This window comes from Bacillus sp. S/N-304-OC-R1, from assembly GCF_019749375.1.
In the GTDB taxonomy this organism is placed as follows: domain Bacteria; phylum Bacillota; class Bacilli; order Bacillales; family Cytobacillaceae; genus Cytobacillus.
In genome coordinates this window covers 117,481-140,024 of record NZ_JACWFE010000024.1, presented here as the reverse complement: position 1 = coordinate 140,024, position 22,544 = coordinate 117,481, and the positions used below count along the sequence as shown (strand labels likewise).

The following is a 22,544-nucleotide window of genomic DNA, read 5'->3' as shown; positions in this document are numbered from 1 at the left end:
AAATCGAATGAGTGGTTTTAAAGTTTTACAAGGAAAAGCAATTGCGTTTGACCGTGCAAACGTTGATACAGATCAAATTATACCAAAGCAATTTTTAAAACGAATTGAAAAAACTGGTTTTGGAGAGTTTCTATTCTATGACTGGCGGTTCACTAAAGACGGAGAGCCTAACCCGGAATTCGAATTGAACCGTCCGGAAAATCAGGGAGCTTCAGTTTTAATTGCCAATGAAAACTTTGGTTGTGGATCATCTAGGGAACATGCACCTTGGGCGTTAATGGACTTTGGCTTTAAAGTATTGATCGCACCTTCCTTTGCAGATATTTTTCATCAAAACTGCTTGAAAAATGGAATACTTCCTATTGAATTGAAAGCAGAAGAAGTTTCTTATTTATTAGAGCAAGCCAAAAATCAGCCATACGAGTTGAAAATTGATTTGGAACAAGAGACGGTATCTGATGAAAAAGGCTTCACTACTAAATTTCCGGTAAATACATACTGGAAAACGATGCTGATGAACGGCTGGGATGAAATTGAAATTACACTTCAGCTGGATGAAAAAATTTCTGAGTATGAAAAGTCGAAGGAGCTTGTTCAGTAAAAAACATAAGATTCACAGTCTTCTTTCTGTGAATCTTTTTGTTTTTTCATTTTAAGCATGCTACACTAACTTCAAAATAACAAAATGAAAAGTGGCGTGACAAATTATGAAGAAAAAAGATCGGAAAAAACTGAACGAAAAAATTATTCTTTTTCCCGATCTGGAAAAAAGACTCATGGAAAAAGGACTTGAAAGCTTACAGAATAAGAGGTTTCGAGAGGCTATTGATTATCTTGAAGAGGCAATGAAGTTAGAACAAGAAAATGAAGAAATACATATAGGACTAGTCCTTGCTTATTTTGAATCGGGGCAATTATTAAAAGCAAAGGAATTCGCAAACTGTATGCTCCAAAAGGGCCTTGGGGACTATATTCAAATTATTGATTTATACTTAATGATTCTTGTGCAATTGCATCAATATGACGAAATTGTAAAAACCATTGAAGTATTAATAGAAGAAAAAGAAATACCTTTCGATAAAATGGAGCATTTTACCCGGATGCTTCAGTTTAGCAAAAGAATGGCTGAATCAGCACCCGAGGATGAAAAGGAGAACATTCATGAAGAGGAATCTCTGAATATGGAGATAGACCTATTTTCCATCCATGATCAGCATGAGCAAATTCAAATGGCTACAGGGCTTATGAAAAGAAATATTAGACCTTTTATGAATGAGATACTGACATATTTAGAATGTAGTGAAGGCGAGCCTTTTTTTAAAACGATGCTTCTGAATGTGTTAACCCAACATGAGTATGATAAAAAAACTATCGTACAAAAGCTTGGTGAAAAGATGTCTGTTATTCCATCAAAACTTGAGGATGTTCATAATAACGAGCAAATAATTAAATTGCTTGAAATCGTCAGAAATGAATTAGAACATGAAGATCCAATCTTTTATAATCACATAAAAAGTTTGATAGAGAGGCATTTATTTATTTTGTATCCATTTAAGCTCAAGCCTTTTTCTGAAGAGGTTTGGAGTGCGGCATACCACAGTCTTGCTGCAAGTTATCATGGCGTTCAACAATCAAAGAGAGAGCTCTCCAAAAGGTATAACGTGCAAGAAAAAGAAATTAGTGAAGCAGAGGCTTTTTTAATGAAAATAGAAGAAATTTCATCCTCAAATTATTAGCTTCATTGTTGAAAGCTTGGGCCTGTATGTTATAATATAATGGTTGTATATGTAAATGGTATTTATTGTGTAAAAAAATGATAATGCTTGGAAAACGAGCTGTATCAATACCAATTCGTTACGAATGAAATGACAATAGATTTTTTGGAGGGAAATAATTATATGTCTGCTAAATTTGAAAAGCTAGAAGGGAACCTTGGTGTTCTTACAGTTGAAGTAGATGCAGAAAAAGTAAACGAAGGTTTAGACGCTGCATTCAAAAAGGTAGTTAAACAAATTAATGTTCCTGGTTTCCGTAAAGGGAAAATGCCTCGTGGCATGTTTGAAAAGCGTTTTGGTGTAGAAGCACTTTACCAAGATGCAGTTGATTTCTTACTGCCTGAAGCATATGCAAGTGCAATTGAAGAAACTGGTATTGAGCCAGTAGATCGTCCAGAAATCGATGTAGAGCAAATCGAAAAGGGCAAGAGCTTTATTTTTACTGCAAAGGTTACTTTAAAGCCAGAAGTAAAGCTTGGCGAATATAAAGGTATTGAAGTAGAAAAATTCGAAACAGAAGTAACAGAAGAAGATGTTAACAACGAGCTTACATCTATGCAAGCAAAACAAGCTGAGCTAGTTGTGAAAGAAGAAGGCAAAGCTGAAAATGGCGATACAGTTGTTCTAGACTTTGAAGGTTTTGTTGATGGGGAAGCATTTGAAGGCGGAAAGGCTGAAAACTACTCTCTTGAACTTGGTTCTGGTCAATTCATTCCAGGATTCGAAGAGCAATTAGTTGGTACTGCAGCTGGAGAAGCAAAGGATGTTGAAGTAACATTCCCAGAAGAATATCATGCTGCTGAACTAGCTGGCAAGCCTGCAGTATTCAAAGTAACTGTTCACGAAATCAAAACAAAAGAACTTCCAGCTCTAGATGATGAGTTTGCTAAAGAAGTAGATGAAGAAGTTGAATCTTTAGATGCTCTTAAAGAAAAAATCAAAGCACGCTTAGAAGAAAGCAAAAAGCATGAAGCAGAGCATTTTGTTCAAGATACTGTAGTTGAAAAAGCTACAAAGAATGCTGAAATCGATCTTCCTGAAGCTATGATTGATACAGAACTTGATCGTATGGTGAATGAGTTCGATCAGCGTCTGCAAATGCAAGGAATGAACCTTGATCTTTACTTCCAATTCTCAGGTCAAGATAAAGATGCATTACGCGGTCAAATGAAAGAAGAAGCTGAAAATCGCGTACGTGTTAACTTAACTCTTGAAGCAATTGCGAAAGCTGAAAACATCGAAGTAACAGATGAAGAAGTAACTGCTGAGCTTAACAAAATGGCTGAAATGTACAACATGTCAGTAGAAAGCATTCAAAAAGCTCTAGGAAGCTTAGAAGGCCTTAAAGCTGATCTTCAAATTAAAAAAGCTGTTGATTTCCTAGTTGAAAACAGCAAAACTATCTAATATCTTTTTAGTTGAAAAACCATATTAAGAAAACATAAATGAACAAGGCGCGAGTTTATCGTGCCTTGTTTTATACAATAAACTTTCATACATACATAAAAATTTCAACCGCGGTGACACTTCTTTTTATTTACATATGAGTGATTTAGGTAATTTCTACCGATTTAATTTAATCAATAATGGTTAAGCTTAGTTTATTGGGAATATAATTTTTTTAAGTAATATGTGAATCCTCTATGCAAACAGACATACATATAAGAAAAGCGGAGCCGACTGCCCTGCCGCGACAAGCATAAGTCGAGCCAACTGGTTTATAAGTGTTTTCATTTCCTGTCCATTGTGAAAATGTGTTACAATGCAATACATATAAAAAGATAAGAATACGTAACTGTTTGTATATGATTCGAAAGATTTAAAATGATATGAAGTTTTTCGAGGGGTGAAGGATTTGTTTAAATTTAGTGATGAAAAAGGACAATTAAAATGTTCTTTCTGTGGAAAAACTCAGGACCAAGTACGCAAGCTTGTTGCAGGTCCAGGTGTATATATATGTGATGAGTGTATAGAGCTCTGCACAGAAATTGTGGAAGAGGAACTTGGAACTGAAGAAGAAGTTGAGTTTAAAGATGTTCCCAAACCATCTGAAATCCGTGACATTTTAGATGAATATGTCATTGGTCAAGATCAGGCAAAGAAATCACTATCTGTAGCAGTATATAATCATTATAAGCGCATCAATTCCAACAGCAAAATTGATGATGTCGAGCTTTTCAAAAGTAATATTTGTATGATCGGACCGACAGGAAGCGGAAAAACATTACTTGCTCAAACATTAGCGCGTATTTTAAATGTGCCATTTGCAATTGCAGATGCTACTTCCTTAACAGAAGCGGGCTATGTAGGTGAAGATGTTGAAAATATTTTATTAAAACTTATTCAATCTGCTGATTATGATGTTGAAAAAGCAGAAAAAGGCATTATCTATATTGATGAAATCGATAAAGTGGCTCGTAAGTCTGAAAACCCATCCATTACAAGAGATGTATCTGGAGAAGGTGTACAGCAAGCATTATTAAAAATCCTAGAAGGAACAGTGGCAAGTGTTCCACCTCAAGGCGGCAGAAAGCATCCGCACCAAGAATTCATTCAAATTGACACAACCAATATTTTATTTATTTGTGGTGGTGCGTTTGACGGAATTGAACAAATCATTAAGCGCCGTTTAGGCCAAAAGGTCATTGGCTTTGGTTCAACAACAAAAGAAACTGAAGTAGATCAAAAAGAATTACTAACTAAGGTTCTACCAGAGGATCTTTTGAAATTTGGATTAATTCCAGAATTTATTGGACGTCTTCCGGTCATTGCAAGCTTAGGCTTACTTGATGAGGAAGCATTAATTGAAATTCTGACAAAACCAAAGAATGCATTAGTAAAGCAATATCAAAAAATGCTTGAGCTTGATGATGTAGAGCTTGAATTCGAGGAAGAAGCGCTAGTTGAAATTGCGAAGAAGGCTATAGAGCGTAAAACAGGGGCACGTGGACTTCGTTCCATTATTGAAGGAATCATGCTCGATGTTATGTTTGATCTTCCTTCTCGCGACGATATTAAAAAGTGTATCATTACAAAGGAAACAGTTACTGATAATAAATCACCAAAACTTATCCTTGAAGACGGTACAATTGTAAAAGAAGAAACAAAAACATCTGCATAATGAAGATTAGCCAAGCCTTTATGGTTTGGCTTTTTTGATTAAAAAGTCATATATTTTATGAAAATCCCTCCAGCTTTTTACATGAAATTCTTGTTTATTCCAACCTAGTCAGGGAGATACTAGCATATATCAACGAGAACTAGATTGCAGGAGGGAAAAGTATGAGTTGGACGGGGATCGCCTTATTTATTCAATTGTTTTTTGGTATCGTGATTGGTCTTTATTTCTGGAATTTGCTTAAAAATCAGCGTACACAAAAAGTCTCAATTGATAGAGAATCTAGAAAAGAAATGGACCAATTAAAAAAGATGAGATCCATCTCTTTAACTGAGCCTTTAGCAGAGAAAGTTCGTCCATCTAGCTTTACAGACATTGTCGGCCAAGAGGATGGAATAAAATCGTTAAAAGCAGCTTTATGCAGTCCAAATCCGCAGCATGTTATTATTTATGGACCGCCGGGAGTTGGGAAAACAGCAGCAGCTAGATTGGTGCTGGAAGAAGCGAAAAAAACAGCAAAATCTCCATTTAAACAGTCCTCTGTATTTATTGAACTGGATGCAACGACAGCCCGTTTCGATGAAAGAGGCATTGCAGACCCGCTTATCGGCTCTGTTCACGATCCTATTTATCAAGGTGCCGGAGCAATGGGACAAGCGGGGATTCCTCAGCCGAAACAAGGAGCTGTTACGAATGCACATGGCGGTGTCCTTTTTATTGATGAAATTGGAGAGCTCCATCCTATCCAGATGAATAAATTATTAAAAGTATTAGAGGACCGGAAAGTATTTTTGGAAAGTGCATATTATAATGAGGAAAATACGCAAATTCCAAGTCATATTCATGATATTTTTAAAAACGGGTTGCCAGCTGACTTTAGATTAATTGGAGCGACAACAAGAACACCAAGTGAGATTCCTCCAGCTATTCGCTCAAGATGTATGGAAGTGTTTTTCAGGGAGCTGGATGAAGAGGAAATTGCAGCAGTAGCAAAAAACGCAGCAGATAAAGTTAAACTTTCTATTAGTGAAAACGGGCTAAGTACCCTTGCCTCCTATGCAAAAAATGGCCGCGAGGCAGTTAATCTAATTCAAATTGCAGCAGGACTTGCTATTACTGAGAATCGAAATTACATAAAAGATGAAGATTTAGAATGGGTCATCCAATCCAGTCAATTATCGCCTAGAATGGAGAGAAAAATAAACCATCATTCTGAAATCGGCTTGGTAAATGGTTTAGCAGTATATGGTCCAAATTCAGGTGCTCTCCTAGAAATTGAAGTAACGGTAATTCCAGCAAAGGAAAAGGGAAGTATAAATATTACTGGGATTGTAGAAGAGGAAAGCATTGGAGGACAAGGAAAATCGATCCGCAGAAAAAGTATGGCAAGAGGTTCTATTGAAAATGTTATTACGGTTCTTCGGTCCATGGGAGTGCCGGCAAACGATTATGATATTCATGTGAATTTTCCAGGAGGCATTCCAATTGATGGCCCTTCAGCGGGAATTGCTATGGCAACCGGTATTTATTCAGCTATTTATAAATTCCCGATTGATCATACGGTTGCAATGACTGGTGAAATTAGTATTCATGGGCATGTTAAACCGGTTGGCGGTGTATATCCGAAGGTCAAAGCTGCAAAAAAAGCTGGTGCCAAAACGGTTATTATTCCTAAGGAGAATATGCAGTCGATTTTAAATGAAATCACCGGAATTAACATTATTCCTGTAAGCCATTTGAATGAGGTTTTTGAGCTTGCGGTTATTAAAAACTTTCATCGAGAACAATCCATCACTGCTTCAATCGAATTAGCGAAAAAGGAAAGCATCTAGATGGTGAACTTCGGCTTATTGTTTCTCGCATAAAAGCCGAAGTTTTATTTATGTTAAGATGACGGCCAACAAGATCCGAAAAAGCGGTAGAGAAGTCCGTCAGAAGGCGGATGACGGCCAACAAGAGTCAAAAAAGCGATAGAGAAGTCCGTCAGAAGGCGGATGACGGCCAACAAGAGCCAAAAAAGCGGTAGAGAAGTCCGTCAGAAGGCGGATGACGGCCAACAAGAGCCAAAAAAGGGACAGAGATGTCCGTCAGAAGGCGGATGACGGCCAACAAGAGCCAAAAAAGGGACAGAGATGTCCGTCAAAAGAGGAATGACGGTCAACTAGAGTCAAAAAAGCGATAGAGATGTCCGTCAAAAGAGAAATGACGGCCAACTATAGCCAACAAAGTGAGAGAGTTGTCCGTCACAAAGGATATTCATCTGTTGAAATGTCCATCTTTGCACAAATGACTGTCATATTATCAAATCACTTAACGACAATAAAAGCCGCTCTTGCTTTTCAAATTAGACACTGTCACATAAATAAGTTAGAATTGTACAAAGAAAATATTAGCAAATTTGATGCTAATAATAAGATAAGTATTTGGAGGTGCTTCTGGTTATGGCGAAAAAGAAAGATATCATCGTCCCCCTCCTGCCGCTTCGGGGTTTGCTTGTTTACCCTACAATGGTCCTTCATTTAGATGTTGGACGTGAAAAGTCGGTACAGGCCCTTGAAAATGCGATGGTAGAAGACCATTTAATTTTCCTGACTACACAAAAGGAAATATCAATAGATGAGCCAGTTGAAGAAGATTTATACAATATTGGCACACTAACTCGTGTAAAACAAATGTTAAAACTTCCTAATGGGACAATTCGGGTATTAGTTGAAGGATTAAAAAGAGCGCAAATACTTGAGTTTGAAGAGAATCAAGACCATTATGCTGTAAAAATCGAAGTATTTGAAGAGGAAACAGAAAAGGATGTAGAAGATCAGGCATTAATGAGAACAATGCTAGAATACTTTGAACAATACATAAAAGTATCGAAAAAAGTATCAGCCGAAACTTATTCAGCTGTTTCTGATATTGAAGAGCCAGGGCGTATGGCAGACATTATTGCCTCACACCTGCCTTTAAAACTAAAAGAAAAGCAAGACATATTAGAAACCTTCGATGTCAAAGAAAGAATGAATCGAATTATCGAAATTATTCATAATGAAAAAGAAGTATTAAATTTAGAAAAGAAAATTGGGCAGCGCGTAAAGAAATCGATGGAACGCACTCAGAAAGAGTATTATTTACGTGAGCAGATGAAGGCCATTCAAAAAGAGCTTGGTGACAAGGAAGGAAAAACAGGCGAAATTGCTGATTTGACTGAAAAAATCGAAAAAGCAGGTATGCCGGAACAAGTCAAAACAACTGCGTTAAAGGAGCTTGATCGTTATGAAAAAATTCCTTCAAGCTCTGCAGAAAGCGGCGTAATCCGCAATTATATTGAATGGCTTGTTTCACTTCCTTGGAGTAAGGCGACTGAGGATGATTTAAATATTCACAAAGCAGAACGCATCCTGAATGAAGACCATTATGGTCTTGAAAAAGTGAAGGAAAGAGTGCTTGAATATTTAGCCGTTCAAAAATTGACAAACTCATTAAAGGGACCAATTCTATGTCTAGCTGGCCCTCCAGGTGTGGGTAAAACGAGTCTCGCTCGTTCTATTGCTACATCTCTTAATAGAAATTTTGTCCGTATTTCTCTGGGCGGTGTACGTGATGAGTCTGAAATTCGCGGTCATAGAAGAACTTATGTTGGAGCTATGCCAGGGCGTATTATTCAAGGCATGAAAAAGGCCGGCACGATCAACCCAGTATTTTTACTTGATGAGATAGACAAGATGTCCAGTGATTTTCGTGGAGATCCATCTGCTGCGATGCTTGAAGTTTTAGATCCAGAGCAAAACCATAATTTTAGTGACCACTATATAGAAGAAACTTATGACCTTTCGAAAGTAATGTTTATCGCCACAGCTAATAATTTAGCGACGATTCCTGGTCCTCTTCGTGACAGGATGGAGATTATTACGATTGCTGGCTATACAGAACTGGAGAAAATTCATATTGCGAAAGATCATTTATTCCCGAAGCAAATTAAAGAGCATGGTCTTTCAAAATCTCAGCTTCAAATTCGAGAGGACGGAATCCAAAAAATTGTCCGCTATTATACGAGAGAAGCAGGTGTTCGAAGTCTAGAACGTCAATTAGCGACAATTTGCCGGAAAACAGCAAAAATTATTGTGTCAGGTGAGAAAAAGAAAGTTATTATTTCAGAGAAAAATGTAGAAGACTTTTTAGGAAAGCCTTTATATCGTTATGGGCAAGCTGAACTTGAGGATCAAGTGGGAGTTGCAACTGGTCTTGCATATACAACGGTTGGCGGAGATACTCTTCAAATTGAAGTCTCTCTTTCACCAGGCAAAGGCAAGCTTGTTCTTACAGGTAAGCTTGGGGATGTCATGAAGGAATCAGCACAAGCTGCTTTCAGTTATGTTCGTTCCAAAGCAAATGAATTGGGTATTGAAGAAGACTTCCATGAAAAGTATGATATTCACATTCACGTTCCAGAAGGTGCAGTGCCAAAGGATGGGCCATCAGCTGGTATTACAATTGCAACGGCACTAGTATCCGCTCTATCTGGTAAACGTATTCGGAAAGAGGTTGGCATGACTGGAGAAATTACATTGAGAGGCCGCGTTCTTCCAATTGGCGGCGTTAAAGAGAAAACATTAAGTGCACACCGTGCGGGGTTAACGAAGATCATTCTTCCAAAGGATAATGAGAAGGATATTGATGATATCCCTGAAAGTGTTCGTGGCGAGCTGGAATTTGTTCTTGTCTCCCATGTAGATGAAGTATTAAAACATGCATTGACTGGCGGTGTTCAAGCATGAAAGTAACTTCAGCAGATATCGTCATTAGTGCGGTAAAGCCTGACCAATATCCAGGTGAGGCTTTACCTGAGTTTGCTTTAGCTGGGAGATCCAATGTTGGGAAGTCTTCCTTTATCAATAAAATGTTAAATCGAAAGGCTTTGGCAAGAACTTCATCAAAGCCAGGGAAAACTCAAACATTAAACTTCTTCTTAATTAATGAAATGATGCATTTTGTTGATGTCCCGGGTTATGGCTATGCAAAGGTTTCGAAAAAGGAACGAGAAGCCTGGGGCAAAATGATTGAAACATACTTAACGAGCAGAGAGCAGCTAAAAGCTGTTGTGCAAATTGTAGATTTGCGTCATCCCCCGACACAGGATGATATTATGATGTATGACTTTTTAAAGCATTATGAAATTCCATGCATCATCATTGCAACAAAGGCTGATAAAGTACCAAAATCAAAATGGCAAAAGCATATCAAAATAACAAAGGAAACGCTGGATCTTGATCCAAATGATCACTTAATCCTCTTTTCGTCTGAAACTGGACAAGGGAAGGATGAAGCGTGGTCCGTACTTCAAAGCTATATGTAACCTTTTATCCCGTTGCTTGAACGCAACGGGATTTTTTTGTCAAATCTCCTAATCGAAAAAAAGCGAGATTAACACTTTAAAATTTTTATAGTTTTGCTAAATACTTTGTCGGAACAACGGGAATCAAGAGGACGATAGAGGATTCTTTATCAATTTGGAGCATATGACAGGTCATTAAGCGTGAGGCAATAATAGTCCACTAGATAACTATTTAACATAAAATATGAATTTTGGGAAAATTCATCTCATATGTTAAGGTAATTAGTAATAAAAATTAGGGAATACAAAAGGGGGCAGTTTTGATAGTGAGGTATTTATGGAAAGGATTACTCTTGCTTATTTCTATAATTGTTCTTGCTGCTTGCGGGGCAAAGGAAGCTTCGAAGGGTGGCTTCAAGCTAGTAGAGGAAGGGAAATTTATCTATGCTTCTTCTGGAGAATTTAATCCATTCAGTGTGACAAATGCTGATGGAACGATGAGTGGTTTCGATATTGAAGTAGGAGAAGCTATTGCGAAAGAGCTTGGATTGGAACCGGTACAGAAAAAGTTTAAATTTGGCGGAATTGTTGAAGGCGTTAAATCTGGCCGTTTTGATGCAGCTGTTGCGAGTCATACGATAACAGAAGAGCGGCTGCAAGCAGTTAACTTCTCCATTCCTTACTATTATTCCGGTCCGCAAATCTATGTACGTCCAGATAGCAGTGTGGAAACGATAGATGATTTAAAAGGATTAGAAGTTGCAGTAGCGAAAGGAACAACGTATGCGGATGTAGCTCAGCCTGTCACGGATAATATTAAGTTTTATGATAGTGATGTAGTAGCATTAGAGGCATTAAGCAAAGGTAAGCATGATGCAGTTATTACGGATTTTATTACTGGTAAAGAGGCTATTGGTGCCGGGATGAAAATAGTTGGAAAGGAATTGCTTGGAAAGAGCGAACAAGCAATTGCCGTTGCAAAAGAAAATGAAGAACTGCTAGCAAAGATTAATGAGGCCCTTAAGAAATTACATGAGAATGGGACATTGACTGAAATTAGTAAAAAATATATCGGTGAAGATATCACGAAAGATCCAGAAAAAGAATAAACGAGCGAGGATGACTTCAATCCATAAAGACAGACCCTAAAACCTTATATTGTATATACTTTTCACCCTTATACAATGTACGGTGCAGGACTGAACTTTATAAGTCATCCTCTTTTTATTAATCTCATATAAAAAGGAGGAAAGCCTATGGATTTATTAACTAAATTTATAGACACATACCCCATATTTTTAAAAGGAATGGTTCTCACCTTTCAGCTAACCATTATCTCCATATTTATAGCCATCTTTATCGGCCTCTTTTTCGCCTTTTTAAAAATTTCTAAAATACGAATACTCGAATTAGTGGCGGATGCGTATATTTTCCTTGTTCGTGGAACCCCGCTTGTAGTTCAAATTTTTATATTCTACTTTGGCTTAACATCCATTAATATGCCAGACTTCTGGGCGGTTGTGCTAGGATTGGCCTTCCACAACGGAGCCTATATTGCTGAAATTTTCCGAGGGGCTATCCAATCTGTTGATCATGGACAAATGGAAGCTGGGAGATCTCTCGGAATGACAGTGGGACTGGCTATGAGAAGAATTATTCTTCCGCAAGCCATTCGGAGAGCGCTGCCGCCTCTAGGGAATCAATTTATTATTGCGTTAAAGGATTCTTCGCTTGCTTCATTTATTGGAATGTACGAACTGTTTAATGTGGCCACAACACAAGGCTCTATTAAATATGATTATATGAGCTACCTGCTCATTGTCGCTGTTTACTATTTAATATTAGTCTTATTCTTCTCCATTATTGTAAGGCTCATTGAAAAGAAAATGGCTAGCAGTGACTAAGAAAGGAGGCTTTCGAGTATGGGTGATAATGTGATGATAAGTGTAGAAAAGCTAAATAAATCATTTGGTAATTTACATGTATTAAAAGATGTTGATATGACAGTAAAGCAAAGTGAAGTAGTTTGCTTAATCGGGGCTAGCGGATCAGGTAAGAGTACGCTCCTTCGCTGCATCAATTTTTTAGAGTTAAAGGATAGCGGTAAAGTAATAATAGGCGGGGAGCAAATTGAGAAAGACACACATGATTTAAATAAGGTGAGGGCAAGAGTTGGCATGGTTTTTCAGCATTTTAATTTATTTCCTCATAAAACAGTGCTTGAGAACGTTATTGAGGCGCCAATTCACGTGAAAAAAATTTCAAAAGAACTGGCGATAGAGGAAGGAAAAGTGCTGCTTAGAAAAGTAGGGCTTTCAGATAAAGAGAATGTATATCCTTCTAAATTGTCAGGAGGTCAAAAACAGCGTGTGGCAATAGCTAGGGCATTAGCGATGAAGCCGGAAATCATGCTATTTGATGAACCTACATCAGCACTCGATCCAGAGCTGGTTGGTGAGGTTCTTGCTACAATGAAGGAGCTCGCTCATGAAGGAATGACGATGGTAGTTGTAACTCATGAAATGGGTTTTGCAAGGGAGGTAGCTGATTGGGCTGTCTATATGCATGAAGGAAGAATTGTCGAAGTAGGACATCCGAAGGAACTATTTTCTAACCCTAAAGAGACAAGAACAAAACTCTTTTTGGATTCAGTATTATAAACAGAGAGGACAGGGAATAATAACCTTGTCCTCTTATTTCTTTTTAATAAAGAGAAAGTAGGCGCCAGCGAGGATAAAAATGGCCGGCCAAAACTTCCATGCAGCAGACACCCCTGTTTCTAATAAACCAAACCAGCCAATGACTCGATCATAAAATAGAAGCAAGGATGCAAGGATTAAAAATAATAGCCCTTGAAATAGTCCGGATCTTGTCTTTTGATACTGAAGTAAAAATCCAAGTGCAATTATTAATATGAATGTCCCGATATGATCCGGCCAAATATCAAGACGATTAACGACATGAAAGTGAAGGCCAAACCCAGTTAAAATAACTCCAGGCAAAATAGCCTGATAATCCTTTGCCCCATAGCCTTGAAATAAAAAAGCGACCCCAATTATCATTAATAGGCTTGGCCATGTAAGATACGCTTGAAAAACAGTAATATTAGATTGCTGAAGAAAGAAGTAGGCTCCAAAGCCAATAAGGATAATTCCAGGGAATATTCTCTGATTTTTCACATTTACACCTCTTCCATAAAGGTTCACTTGAATCTATTAGTAATATTTGATAATGTACATAAGGAAGTATTTTGTCGAATGGAAATTTACAGGTTTGAATTCAATGTATATTTTATCATAGGAGTTCAAGATCTGTTCACATTTACGTATAAATATAGTAGTAATTAAGTGTTACAATTAAGATAGCATTGTGCAATTAATTTGGGGGTGTCATTTTAAATGCATATATTAGTTGTTGGTCTAAATTATAAAACAGCCCCTGTTGAAATTCGGGAAAGACTGACGTTTAATCCTTCTCAGTTATCAGATGCAATGAAATCGTTAAAGAATAAAAAAAGCATCTTGGAGAATGTTATTTTGTCTACATGTAACCGGACTGAAATCTATGCGGTTGTTGATCAGCTTCATACAGGCCGTTACTATATTAAAGAATTTTTATCAGAGTGGTTTAATATAGAGAAAGAAGAGTTCTCTCCATATTTGTTTATTTATGAACAGGATGGGGCTATTGAGCATTTATTAAATGTTTCTTGTGGACTGAACTCGATGATTCTTGGGGAAACGCAAATTTTAGGACAAGTCCGGACAAGCTTTCTGCAGGCACAGGAAGATAATACGATTGGAACTGTGTTTAATCAGTTATTTAAGCAGGCAATTACGCTTGCGAAGCGTGCTCATTCTGAAACAGAGATTGGAGCAAATGCTGTTTCTGTCAGTTATGCAGCTGTAGAATTAGCGAAGAAAATCTTTGGCTCGATAGATAATAAGCATGTTCTTATCCTTGGAGCAGGAAAAATGGGTGAGCTTGCAATTCAAAACCTGCACGCGAATGGAGCAAGTAAAGTAACGGTAATTAACCGTACCTTTGAAAAGGCTCAGGATTTAGCTGGCCGATATGCAGGTCAAGCTAAAACTCTTCAAGAGCTTCAATGTTCTCTTGTCGAGGCAGACATTCTTATTAGCTCAACTGGAGCGAAAGACTTTGTTGTTACGAAAGAAATGATGACAGCCGTTGAAAAAATGCGAAAAGGGAAGCCATTGTTTATGGTGGATATCGCTGTACCGCGCGATTTAGATCCAGCCCTTGCAGATTTAGACAGCGTCTTCTTATATGATATTGATGATCTTGAAGGAATTGTGGAAGCAAATCTTCAAGAACGGAAAAAAGCTGCTGAAGCAATTGGGCTGATGATTGAACAGGAAATTACAGAATTTAAACAATGGCTGAATTTACTTGGAGTCGTTCCGGTTATTTCTGCTTTAAGGGAAAAGGCACTGGCCATTCAGGCTGAAACAATGGTAAGCATTGAGAGAAAACTGCCAAACTTAAGTGACCGTGAAAAGAAAGTGTTAAGTAAGCATACGAAGAGTATTATTAACCAGCTATTAAAAGACCCTATTTTACAAGCAAAGGAAATGGCTGGAGGCAAAGATGCTGACAAGGCATTAGATCTATTTGTGAAAATTTTTAATATCGAAGAACTTGTTTCCGAGCGAAAGAATCCAGCAATAGCTGAACAACAAAGTACTGTCGCTCACATGTCACAGGCTTCCTTTCAATCATAACAGGAGTACTGACTATGTTTGATATTTATATGACACGGCTGCATGAAGCTACTGTCGTACTATATGCCTTAAGCGTCTTGTTATACTTTATTGATTTCTTACACCATAACCGGAAGGCTAACCGAGTGGCCTTCTGGTTACTTGCATTTGTATGGATTTTACAAACAGTTTTTTTATTTTTCTATATGAAAAAAACGGGTAGATTTCCTGTCCTGACGATCTTTGAAGGATTGTATTTTTATGCTTGGGTGCTGATCACATTATCACTAGCCCTTAACCGTTTTTTACGAATAGATTTTATTGTTTTCTTCACTAATGTTTTAGGATTTATCATTATGGCTATTCACACATTTGCCCCAGTTCAATATGAGTCAAATGTGATGGCACAGAAGCTCATTTCTGAATTGCTTCTTATACATATTACAGTAGCCATTTTGTCTTACGGTGCTTTTTCTTTGTCTTTTGTTTTTTCCGTATTATATTTAATTCAATACGACCTTTTGAAAAGAAAAAAATGGGGAACGCGACTACTGCGACTGGCAGACCTTTCTAAGCTGGACAAATTGTCTTACGTGTTAATTGTTATTGGTGTTCCTATGCTAATGATCAGCTTAATTCTTGGCTTGCAGTGGGCTTACATTAAAGTTCCTCATATGATTTGGTATGATTCTAAAGTAATTGGCTCATTTGTAGTTATTGCTGTTTACAGCATCTTTCTTTATTTAAAGGTAGGCAAAGGTTTGACTGGGAAGCAGTTAGCACTTTGGAATGTTGCTTCTTTTCTAATCGTTTTAATTAATTTCTTTCTATTTGGTTCACTATCATCTTTCCATTTCTGGTATTCGTAAATTAGGAGGCTGTCATGAGAAAAATTATCGTAGGTTCTCGCAGAAGTAAACTCGCATTAACACAAACAAACTGGGTTATTGATCAGTTGAAGGCAATTGATCCATCCTTTGATTTCGAGGTAAAGGAAATCGTTACGAAAGGGGACCGCATATTAGATGTGACGCTTTCTAAGGTCGGCGGAAAAGGATTGTTTGTAAAGGAAATTGAGCAGGCTATGCTGGATAAAGAAATTGATATGGCTGTTCACAGTATGAAGGATATGCCAGCTGTTCTTCCAGAAGGACTTATTATTGGATGTATACCTGAAAGAGAAGATCATCGTGATGCTCTCATTTCTAAAGACCATATTCGTTTTTCTGACCTTAAACCAGGAGCAGTGATCGGCACAAGCAGCCTTCGAAGAGCAGCTCAGCTGCTGGCACGCCGCCCAGATATTGAAATCAAATGGATTAGAGGAAATATTGATACGAGACTAGCGAAGCTTGAATCTGATGAATATGATGCTATTATTTTAGCGGCAGCAGGATTAAAGCGACTTGGCTGGGCTAGTGATGTCGTGACTGAATTTTTAGATCCGGATATTTGTCTTCCTGCGATTGGGCAAGGAGCTCTTTCAATTGAATGCCGTAATGATGATGAAGAACTGCGTGGCTTGCTAGATCAATTTACTTGTAAGAAAACGGATGCAACAGTAAGGGCTGAGAGAGCATTCCTTCATAAAATGGAGGGAGGCTGCCAGGTGCCTATTGCTGGGTATGCTGAAATGAACGAGAAGGATGAGATTGTCCTTACTTGTCTCGTTGGGTCTCCGGATGGAAAGATTATTTATTCTGAACAAGTAACAGGCAGCAATCCTGAGGAAATCGGAAATGAAGCGGCTAGCCGCCTAATTAAACAAGGCGCCAAAGAATTGATTGATAAGGTAAAAGAGGAGCTGGACGGAGAATGATCGGTCCTGCCCATCCTTTAAGGGGATTGTCGGTTTTAGTTCCTAGAGGAAAAGGGCAAGCTAATGCCTTTTCAAATATGATAAAAGGCTATGGAGGAATTCCAATTGAAATTCCTCTCATAGCCTTTAAGGCCGTTGATGCTGTAAAAGAGATCACTAGAATCATTAATGAGCTACATATATACGATTGGATTATTTTCACAAGTAATATTACGGTTGACACTTTTCTATCTTTGATAGATAGTTCACAAAAAGAAAATCTCCCGAAAATAGCGGCAATTGGCAAGAAAACAGAAGCATGTCTGCAAGAAGCTGGAATCCATGTGGATTTTATTCCAACGGAATTTGTGGCTGAAGGGTTTATTGAAGATTTTCTGCCGAATGTCCAAGCTGGGATGAAGATCTTAATTCCTAAAGGAAATTTGGCAAGAAATATCATTTATTCAGTTTTGACAGAAAAAGGCGCGATTGTCGATGAGGTTATTATATACGAAACTTACTTTCCTGATGAAAGCAGAAGGAAGATAATTGAGGCTTTTTCTGAAAGTGCAATAGATGTTCTTACTTTTACAAGTCCATCTACAGTTGATCATTTTATGAAAGTAATAATAGAGAACAATCTTTTTGAGAAACTGAAAAATAGTGTCATAAGTTGTATCGGACCTATCACTAAAGATAGAATTAAGTCGTACGGGCTTGATGTTCATTGCGAACCGAAAACATACACCGTAGATCATATGCTAGAAAGTATAATAGAGTATTTGCAAAAGAAATAAGCTTTTATTAATTAACATTAGGAGTGAACAAAATGGATATTCAATTTGCACGTCATAGAAGACTTCGTCAAACTCCAAACATGAGAGCGCTCGTCCGTGAAAATCGTTTAACAACAGATGACCTTATTTACCCAATTTTTGTAGCTGAGGGTCAAAACATTAAAAGAGAAATTCCTTCTATGCCAGGAATTTATAATTTATCTCTTGATCATTTAGAGGAAGAAATGAATGAGGTTGTTTCACTAGGGATCAAGTCTGTGCTGCTTTTCGGAATTCCAGTTGAAAAAGATGAGTGCGGAATGCAAGCTTATCATGATCATGGGATTGTTCAGGAAGCAACTAGATACATTAAAGAAAAATTCCCGGAAGTGATTGTTATTGCGGATACATGCCTATGTGAGTATACAAGCCATGGCCACTGCGGCGTCATTGAAAATGGACAAGTTTTAAATGATGCTTCATTGGAATTACTAGTTCAAACGGCTGTCAGCCAAGCAAAAGCAGGTGCTGATATTATCGCTCCTTCTAATATGATGGATGGATTTGTGGCTGCAATCCGTGCTGGATTAGATGAAGCTGGATTTGAATATGTGCCAATCATGTCTTATGCAGTGAAATATGCATCAGCATTTTATGGTCCATTCCGTGATGCGGCTGACAGCACACCGCAATTTGGGGACCGCAAAGCATACCAAATGGATCCGGCAAACCGTATGGAAGCACTGCGTGAAGCAGAGTCAGATTTAATGGAAGGCGCCGATTTTATTATTGTAAAACCAGGTATGCCTTACCTTGATATTGTTCGTGACGTGAAAAACAATATTAACCTGCCTATCGTTATTTATAATGTGAGCGGGGAGTATTCAATGGTCAAAGCTGCTTCACAAAACGGCTGGATTGATGAAGAACGAATTGTCATGGAAATGCTACTAGGCATGAAGCGTGCCGGCTGTGATTTAATCATTACGTACCATGCAAAAGACGCAGCTAGATGGCTGAGAAATTAATAATATAACAAGAATTGATTACATTAAAAATGAGAAGAGGGATTACATGCGCTCTTACGAAAAATCCATTCAGGCTTTTAAAGAAGCAAGTACATTAATGCCAGGAGGGGTGAACTCTCCAGTACGTGCGTTTAAATCGGTCAAAATGGATCCGATTTTTATGGAAAGAGGTAAAGGATCCAAAATCTATGATATTGATGGCAATGAATATATTGATTACGTATTATCATGGGGTCCACTTATTTTAGGACATTCGAATGATCAAGTCGTTGAAGCTATTAAAAAGGTTGCTGAAATGGGAACAAGCTTTGGAGCACCAACTGTACAAGAAAATAAGCTGGCTAAACTTGTTCAGGAAAGAGTTCCTTCAATAGAAATCGTTCGTATGGTGTCATCAGGCACAGAAGCAACAATGAGTGCGTTAAGACTAGCTCGCGGTTATACAGGACGTAATAAAATCTTAAAATTTGAAGGCTGTTATCATGGACATGGGGACTCCCTTCTAATCAAAGCCGGTTCCGGAGTTGCAACACTAGGACTGCCTGATAGTCCAGGGGTTCCAGAGAGTGTAGCAAAGAATACAATTACGGTACCTTATAACGATCTTGAAAGTGTAAGATACGCGTTTGAACAATTTGGTGAAGATATTGCTTGTATTATTGCAGAGCCTGTAGCTGGAAACATGGGGGTTGTTCCTCCTCTACCTGGATTCCTAGAAGGCTTGAGAGAGATTACAACTCAATATGGCGCCTTATTAATTTTTGATGAAGTAATGACGGGCTTCCGAGTTGATTACAACTGCGCTCAAGGCTATTATAATGTGACTCCAGACATTACTTGCTTAGGTAAAGTAATTGGCGGAGGACTTCCTGTTGGTGCATATGGCGGAAAAGCAGAAATTATGGAACAGATTGCGCCAAGCGGTCCGATCTATCAGGCTGGAACACTGTCTGGAAATCCTTTAGCGATGACTGCAGGCTATGAAACATTAAGTGGGCTGACTCCAGACTCCTATAAGGAATTCCAGCGCAAAGGCGATCTTTTAGAGGCAGGCATTAAAAAGGCTGCTGAAACATATGACATTCCGCACACATTTAATCGTGCAGGCTCAATGATTGGCTTCTTCTTTACAAATGAAGATGTTATCAATTTTGACAAAGCAAAAACTTCTAATCTTGATTACTTTGCTGCTTATTACAGAGAAATGGCTAACCAGGGAGTATTCCTTCCGCCTTCTCAATTCGAAGGACTATTTTTATCTACTGAACATAGTGATGAAGATATTGAAAAAACAATTCAAGCAGTTGACATTGCTTTTTCAAAGCTTAGAGGATAAATTATTCTGACACTCATCTTAACAGATGGGTGTTTTTTATTTTCTTTTTTCTAGAGCATTGCTATTTTCAATCATAAAAAAATTAACCTTCTCATAAAGTGTAAATGACATAGTGATTAAACGTGAGGTTATGAAAGGAGGAGTCGCTTTGTCTCAAGGAAATCCATCGTGCTTACGATTTTCTTTAGAGGAATCAGTATGGTTTCAAAAAGGACAGGAAGTATCTGATTTAATTTCCATTTCCCTTGATCCAGACATTCTAATTCAAGAAAATGATCAATATGTAACCATTCAGGGAGCACTCGAGCTATCAGGTGAATATAAACGATACGAGTCAAATGATTTAGAACAAGAGGATACTTTTGCTGCTCCAAAGTTTATTCAAGTTGTAGAAGAAAGAGATGGGGGCGTATGTGAATTTAATCATTTCTTTCCAGTAGACATAACGATACCGAAAAATAGAATTTCAAGTATTCAAGATATTGATGTTTTAGTAGAATCCTTTGATTATGTTTTTCCTGAGAGAAGTTGCTTGAAGCTGACCGCAAATTTAACGATATCCGGTCTTTATGAGGAAGAGCGACAATCTTCAGTACAGGCAGAAACAGAAGAAGTAGAATCAGAGCCTGTCTACTATTCAGAAGAGGCAACTCCTGAAATCAATTGGAATTTGAGCACTCAAGAGGATAATATGAACGATCTGAACGATTCAGTTGAAGAACAGTATAATGACCCGATCTTTGTTCCATTTAAAGCGGAAGCCCGAAAACAACAAAATGAAACATTAGAGACTGAGAGAAAATCAGAAATTAATGTGGAGTACGAGGATGTGAATCATGCTGATATACAGCCGGAAATTTCTTTCTCTGCACAACGCGGTGAGAAATCTCCTCCATCTGGAAAAGAGTTATTCGCTATGCCTGAAATGGAAAAAAGCGTAGTTCAAGAACATGAAGTAGAAGTTGAAGTAGAGGTAGAAGTGGAAATGGAACAAGAATCTAGTTCAGAAGAGTCTCCTGACCATGATGTGAAAGAGGAGGCAACTGTTGAAAAGAAGAAGAAAAGCCTTTTTAAAAAGAAAAGCATGACGTTAACCGAATTTTTTGCCCGAAAGACAGAGGATAATGTAGCTAGATTAAAAGTATGTATAGTCCAGAGCGGCGATACTGTCGATATTATTGCAGAACGATATGATATCCCTGTTCATCGCTTATTAAGTGTAAATCAATTAGAAACGACCCAAGATTTATATGAGGGGCAGGTTTTATATATCCCAGCTGCTGTTCCCGCTAAATAATATTAAATACAGGCTGGGCAGGTAAACGGAAACCTGCTCAGTTTTTCTTTTATAAGGAAAGTGAGTTGATTCTATGTATGAACAGAATCGATTACAAAGGGTAGCCCCGATATTGAGGCACTATGGAGTTGAACCGAATTTTGTAGAGGATTTAGGAAAAGTCCAAAAAATCTATTCGAATAAAGGTGTCTTTGCCTTAAAGAAGATAGATCCCAAGCAAGGGGGAGAATTTGTTAGATATGTTCAATCCTTGTACCAAAAAGGGTATAACAGGATTGTCCCGATTTTTCCAACATTGGATGGCAGATATGCCGTATTGCATGAAAATGAACTTTATTATCTTATGCCATGGCTAATAAATGAAATAAACGAAATAAGCTATGAACGTCACCATCAGCTCTTTCGTGAACTAGCAAGGCTTCATACATTATCGGCAAGCGAAATAAAAATTAGTAAAGAGGATCGGTCAGAGCATTATGAGAAAACACTGTTGGAGAGAGAAAAAGAACAGGAATTTTTGACAGGTTTTATGGAGGCTTGTGAACTGAGAGAATATTTGTCCCCGTTTGAATTAATGTTTGTGCTTTCTTATAACGATATTAGCATGGCATTAAATTATTCAATAAATAAGCTGAAGGATTGGTACGAAAAAACAAAAGACCATGAAAAGGCACGAATTGTTACTGTGCATGGCAAAATTTCCACAGATCATTTTTTATATGATGATAGAGGCTATGGCTATTTTTCTAATTTTGAACGGGCGAAGGAAGGTTCTCCCCTGCATGACTTGCTGCCGTTTTTATCCCGAACTTTAAAGACCTATCCAAAAAGATCGGAAGAGTGCATTGAGTGGATCTATACGTATTTAAAATATTTTCCGTTAAGAGATGATGAGATGCTTTTATTCCAAAGTTATTTTGCTCACCCGGGAGCTGTTGTTCGTGCAGCGGAAACATATTTTAAAAATCCGTATAGCCATAATGAACGAAAGATTCTGCACCACTACCAAAAGCAATATTGGCTGTTAAAAAACACGGAGTATGTATTGAGCAGGATGGAGGAAATCGAGCGGCAAAAGCAAGAAGCAAAGCTACAGGCACAAGCTCAAGAAGAACAACAAGGAGGAGCCCAAAATTAATTTAATTTTGGGCTTAAATATATTTAAGATAAAAAGCAACAGCAAGAAATACTAAGACGAAAAGGAACAGTACATCAAAGGTAGTTGGAAAAATAATGACACGTATTCCCTGGAAACAGCAAAAAGGAATAATAAACTGGGAGCAAGCCCCTCTAATCGTTCTCAACCATGGCGGCAGTGTATGAGGATTGTACCTTCTTTTCAAGTTACATGCCCCTTTCAAAACTT

At 37.9% G+C, this 22,544-nt stretch carries 19 protein-coding genes; 18 read left to right on the top strand and 1 reads right to left on the bottom strand.

Annotated features, from left to right (window positions below; genetic code table 11):
• Window positions 1-7 precede the first annotated feature (7 nt).
• The 10 genes from leuD (at window position 8) to H0173_RS19100 (ending at window position 12,879) form a co-directional block, all read left to right on the top strand.
• Window positions 8-601, top strand: a complete 594-nt coding sequence (gene leuD / locus H0173_RS19145; RefSeq protein WP_221848361.1) for a 3-isopropylmalate dehydratase small subunit — start codon at window positions 8-10, stop codon at window positions 599-601.
• Window positions 602-707: 106 nt separating this feature from the next.
• A complete protein-coding gene (locus H0173_RS19140) occupies window positions 708-1,736 on the top strand; it encodes a tetratricopeptide repeat protein (RefSeq protein WP_221848359.1) in 1,029 nt (342 codons plus the stop codon).
• A gap of 162 nt (window positions 1,737-1,898) precedes the next feature.
• Complete coding sequence (gene tig / locus H0173_RS19135) at window positions 1,899-3,182, top strand: trigger factor (protein WP_221848357.1); 1,284 nt, start codon at window positions 1,899-1,901, stop codon at window positions 3,180-3,182.
• Between the two features lie 448 nt (window positions 3,183-3,630).
• The gene (gene clpX / locus H0173_RS19130) at window positions 3,631-4,896 is read left to right on the top strand and encodes an ATP-dependent protease ATP-binding subunit ClpX (protein WP_221848355.1); all 1,266 of its coding nucleotides are present in this window, start codon (window positions 3,631-3,633) and stop codon (window positions 4,894-4,896) included.
• Between the two features lie 161 nt (window positions 4,897-5,057).
• Window positions 5,058-6,725, top strand: a complete 1,668-nt coding sequence (lonB, locus tag H0173_RS19125) for an ATP-dependent protease LonB (RefSeq protein WP_221848353.1) — start codon at window positions 5,058-5,060, stop codon at window positions 6,723-6,725.
• A gap of 609 nt (window positions 6,726-7,334) precedes the next feature.
• A complete protein-coding gene (gene lon, locus H0173_RS19120; RefSeq protein WP_221848352.1) occupies window positions 7,335-9,662 on the top strand; it encodes an endopeptidase La in 2,328 nt (775 codons plus the stop codon).
• Window positions 9,659-10,240 carry a ribosome biogenesis GTP-binding protein YihA/YsxC gene (yihA, locus tag H0173_RS19115; RefSeq protein ID WP_221848350.1) on the top strand — a complete coding sequence of 194 codons (582 nt, stop codon included), beginning with the start codon at window positions 9,659-9,661 and terminating at the stop codon, window positions 10,238-10,240. The genes lon and yihA overlap by 4 nt, the downstream gene beginning before the upstream one ends.
• A gap of 305 nt (window positions 10,241-10,545) precedes the next feature.
• Entirely contained in the window at window positions 10,546-11,328 is a 783-nt protein-coding gene (locus H0173_RS19110) for a transporter substrate-binding domain-containing protein (protein ID WP_221848348.1), read from the top strand.
• 147 nt (window positions 11,329-11,475) lie between these two features.
• Window positions 11,476-12,123: an amino acid ABC transporter permease gene (locus H0173_RS19105; RefSeq protein WP_221848346.1), complete on the top strand. Its 648-nt coding sequence runs from the start codon at window positions 11,476-11,478 to the stop codon at window positions 12,121-12,123.
• Window positions 12,124-12,156: 33 nt separating this feature from the next.
• A complete protein-coding gene (locus H0173_RS19100; RefSeq protein ID WP_221848555.1) occupies window positions 12,157-12,879 on the top strand; it encodes an amino acid ABC transporter ATP-binding protein in 723 nt (240 codons plus the stop codon).
• A gap of 33 nt (window positions 12,880-12,912) precedes the next feature.
• On the opposite strand, the gene H0173_RS19095 is transcribed toward H0173_RS19100, so the two are convergent.
• Window positions 12,913-13,398 (bottom strand): LiaI-LiaF-like domain-containing protein, encoded by a 486-nt coding sequence (locus H0173_RS19095; protein WP_221848344.1) that lies wholly within the window; start codon window positions 13,396-13,398, stop codon window positions 12,913-12,915.
• A 219-nt stretch (window positions 13,399-13,617) separates the two neighbouring features.
• Between H0173_RS19095 and hemA the strand changes: the two genes are divergently transcribed.
• The 8 genes from hemA (at window position 13,618) to ysxE (ending at window position 22,316) form a co-directional block, all read left to right on the top strand.
• Window positions 13,618-14,964, top strand: coding sequence for a glutamyl-tRNA reductase (gene hemA / locus H0173_RS19090; protein ID WP_221848342.1), 1,347 nt, complete (start codon window positions 13,618-13,620; stop codon window positions 14,962-14,964).
• A gap of 14 nt (window positions 14,965-14,978) precedes the next feature.
• Window positions 14,979-15,812, top strand: a complete 834-nt coding sequence (locus H0173_RS19085) for a cytochrome C assembly family protein (RefSeq protein ID WP_221848340.1) — start codon at window positions 14,979-14,981, stop codon at window positions 15,810-15,812.
• 14 nt (window positions 15,813-15,826) lie between these two features.
• Window positions 15,827-16,762 (top strand): hydroxymethylbilane synthase, encoded by a 936-nt coding sequence (hemC, locus tag H0173_RS19080; RefSeq protein ID WP_221848338.1) that lies wholly within the window; start codon window positions 15,827-15,829, stop codon window positions 16,760-16,762.
• Window positions 16,759-17,538, top strand: a complete 780-nt coding sequence (locus tag H0173_RS19075) for a uroporphyrinogen-III synthase (RefSeq protein ID WP_221848336.1) — start codon at window positions 16,759-16,761, stop codon at window positions 17,536-17,538. Before hemC ends, H0173_RS19075 begins: the two co-directional genes overlap by 4 nt.
• A gap of 32 nt (window positions 17,539-17,570) precedes the next feature.
• Window positions 17,571-18,545 (top strand): porphobilinogen synthase, encoded by a 975-nt coding sequence (hemB, locus tag H0173_RS19070; RefSeq protein WP_221848334.1) that lies wholly within the window; start codon window positions 17,571-17,573, stop codon window positions 18,543-18,545.
• Window positions 18,546-18,591: 46 nt separating this feature from the next.
• Window positions 18,592-19,881, top strand: a complete 1,290-nt coding sequence (hemL, locus tag H0173_RS19065) for a glutamate-1-semialdehyde 2,1-aminomutase (protein WP_221848332.1) — start codon at window positions 18,592-18,594, stop codon at window positions 19,879-19,881.
• 148 nt (window positions 19,882-20,029) lie between these two features.
• Window positions 20,030-21,178, top strand: coding sequence for a stage VI sporulation protein D (gene spoVID / locus H0173_RS19060; RefSeq protein ID WP_221848330.1), 1,149 nt, complete (start codon window positions 20,030-20,032; stop codon window positions 21,176-21,178).
• A 73-nt stretch (window positions 21,179-21,251) separates the two neighbouring features.
• Entirely contained in the window at window positions 21,252-22,316 is a 1,065-nt protein-coding gene (gene ysxE, locus H0173_RS19055) for a spore coat protein YsxE (RefSeq protein ID WP_221848328.1), read from the top strand.
• Window positions 22,317-22,544 lie beyond the last annotated feature (228 nt).

Bases quoted from the DNA above. Each gene is read 5' to 3' on its own strand.
- H0173_RS19085 (WP_221848340.1), top strand. From the start codon at position 14,979: ATGTTTGATATTTATATGACACGGCTGCATGAAGCTACTGTCGTACTA.
- lon (WP_221848352.1), top strand. From the start codon at position 7,335: ATGGCGAAAAAGAAAGATATCATCGTCCCCCTCCTGCCGCTTCGGGGT.
- H0173_RS19105 (WP_221848346.1), top strand. From the start codon at position 11,476: ATGGATTTATTAACTAAATTTATAGACACATACCCCATATTTTTAAAA.
- H0173_RS19140 (WP_221848359.1), top strand. From the start codon at position 708: ATGAAGAAAAAAGATCGGAAAAAACTGAACGAAAAAATTATTCTTTTT.
- hemL (WP_221848332.1), top strand. From the start codon at position 18,592: ATGCGCTCTTACGAAAAATCCATTCAGGCTTTTAAAGAAGCAAGTACA.
- H0173_RS19075 (WP_221848336.1), top strand. From the start codon at position 16,759: ATGATCGGTCCTGCCCATCCTTTAAGGGGATTGTCGGTTTTAGTTCCT.
- hemA (WP_221848342.1), top strand. From the start codon at position 13,618: ATGCATATATTAGTTGTTGGTCTAAATTATAAAACAGCCCCTGTTGAA.
- hemC (WP_221848338.1), top strand. From the start codon at position 15,827: ATGAGAAAAATTATCGTAGGTTCTCGCAGAAGTAAACTCGCATTAACA.
- yihA (WP_221848350.1), top strand. From the start codon at position 9,659: ATGAAAGTAACTTCAGCAGATATCGTCATTAGTGCGGTAAAGCCTGAC.
- H0173_RS19100 (WP_221848555.1), top strand. From the start codon at position 12,157: ATGATAAGTGTAGAAAAGCTAAATAAATCATTTGGTAATTTACATGTA.
- leuD (WP_221848361.1), top strand. From the start codon at position 8: ATGAGTGGTTTTAAAGTTTTACAAGGAAAAGCAATTGCGTTTGACCGT.
- lonB (WP_221848353.1), top strand. From the start codon at position 5,058: ATGAGTTGGACGGGGATCGCCTTATTTATTCAATTGTTTTTTGGTATC.
- ysxE (WP_221848328.1), top strand. From the start codon at position 21,252: ATGTATGAACAGAATCGATTACAAAGGGTAGCCCCGATATTGAGGCAC.
- tig (WP_221848357.1), top strand. From the start codon at position 1,899: ATGTCTGCTAAATTTGAAAAGCTAGAAGGGAACCTTGGTGTTCTTACA.
- hemB (WP_221848334.1), top strand. From the start codon at position 17,571: ATGGATATTCAATTTGCACGTCATAGAAGACTTCGTCAAACTCCAAAC.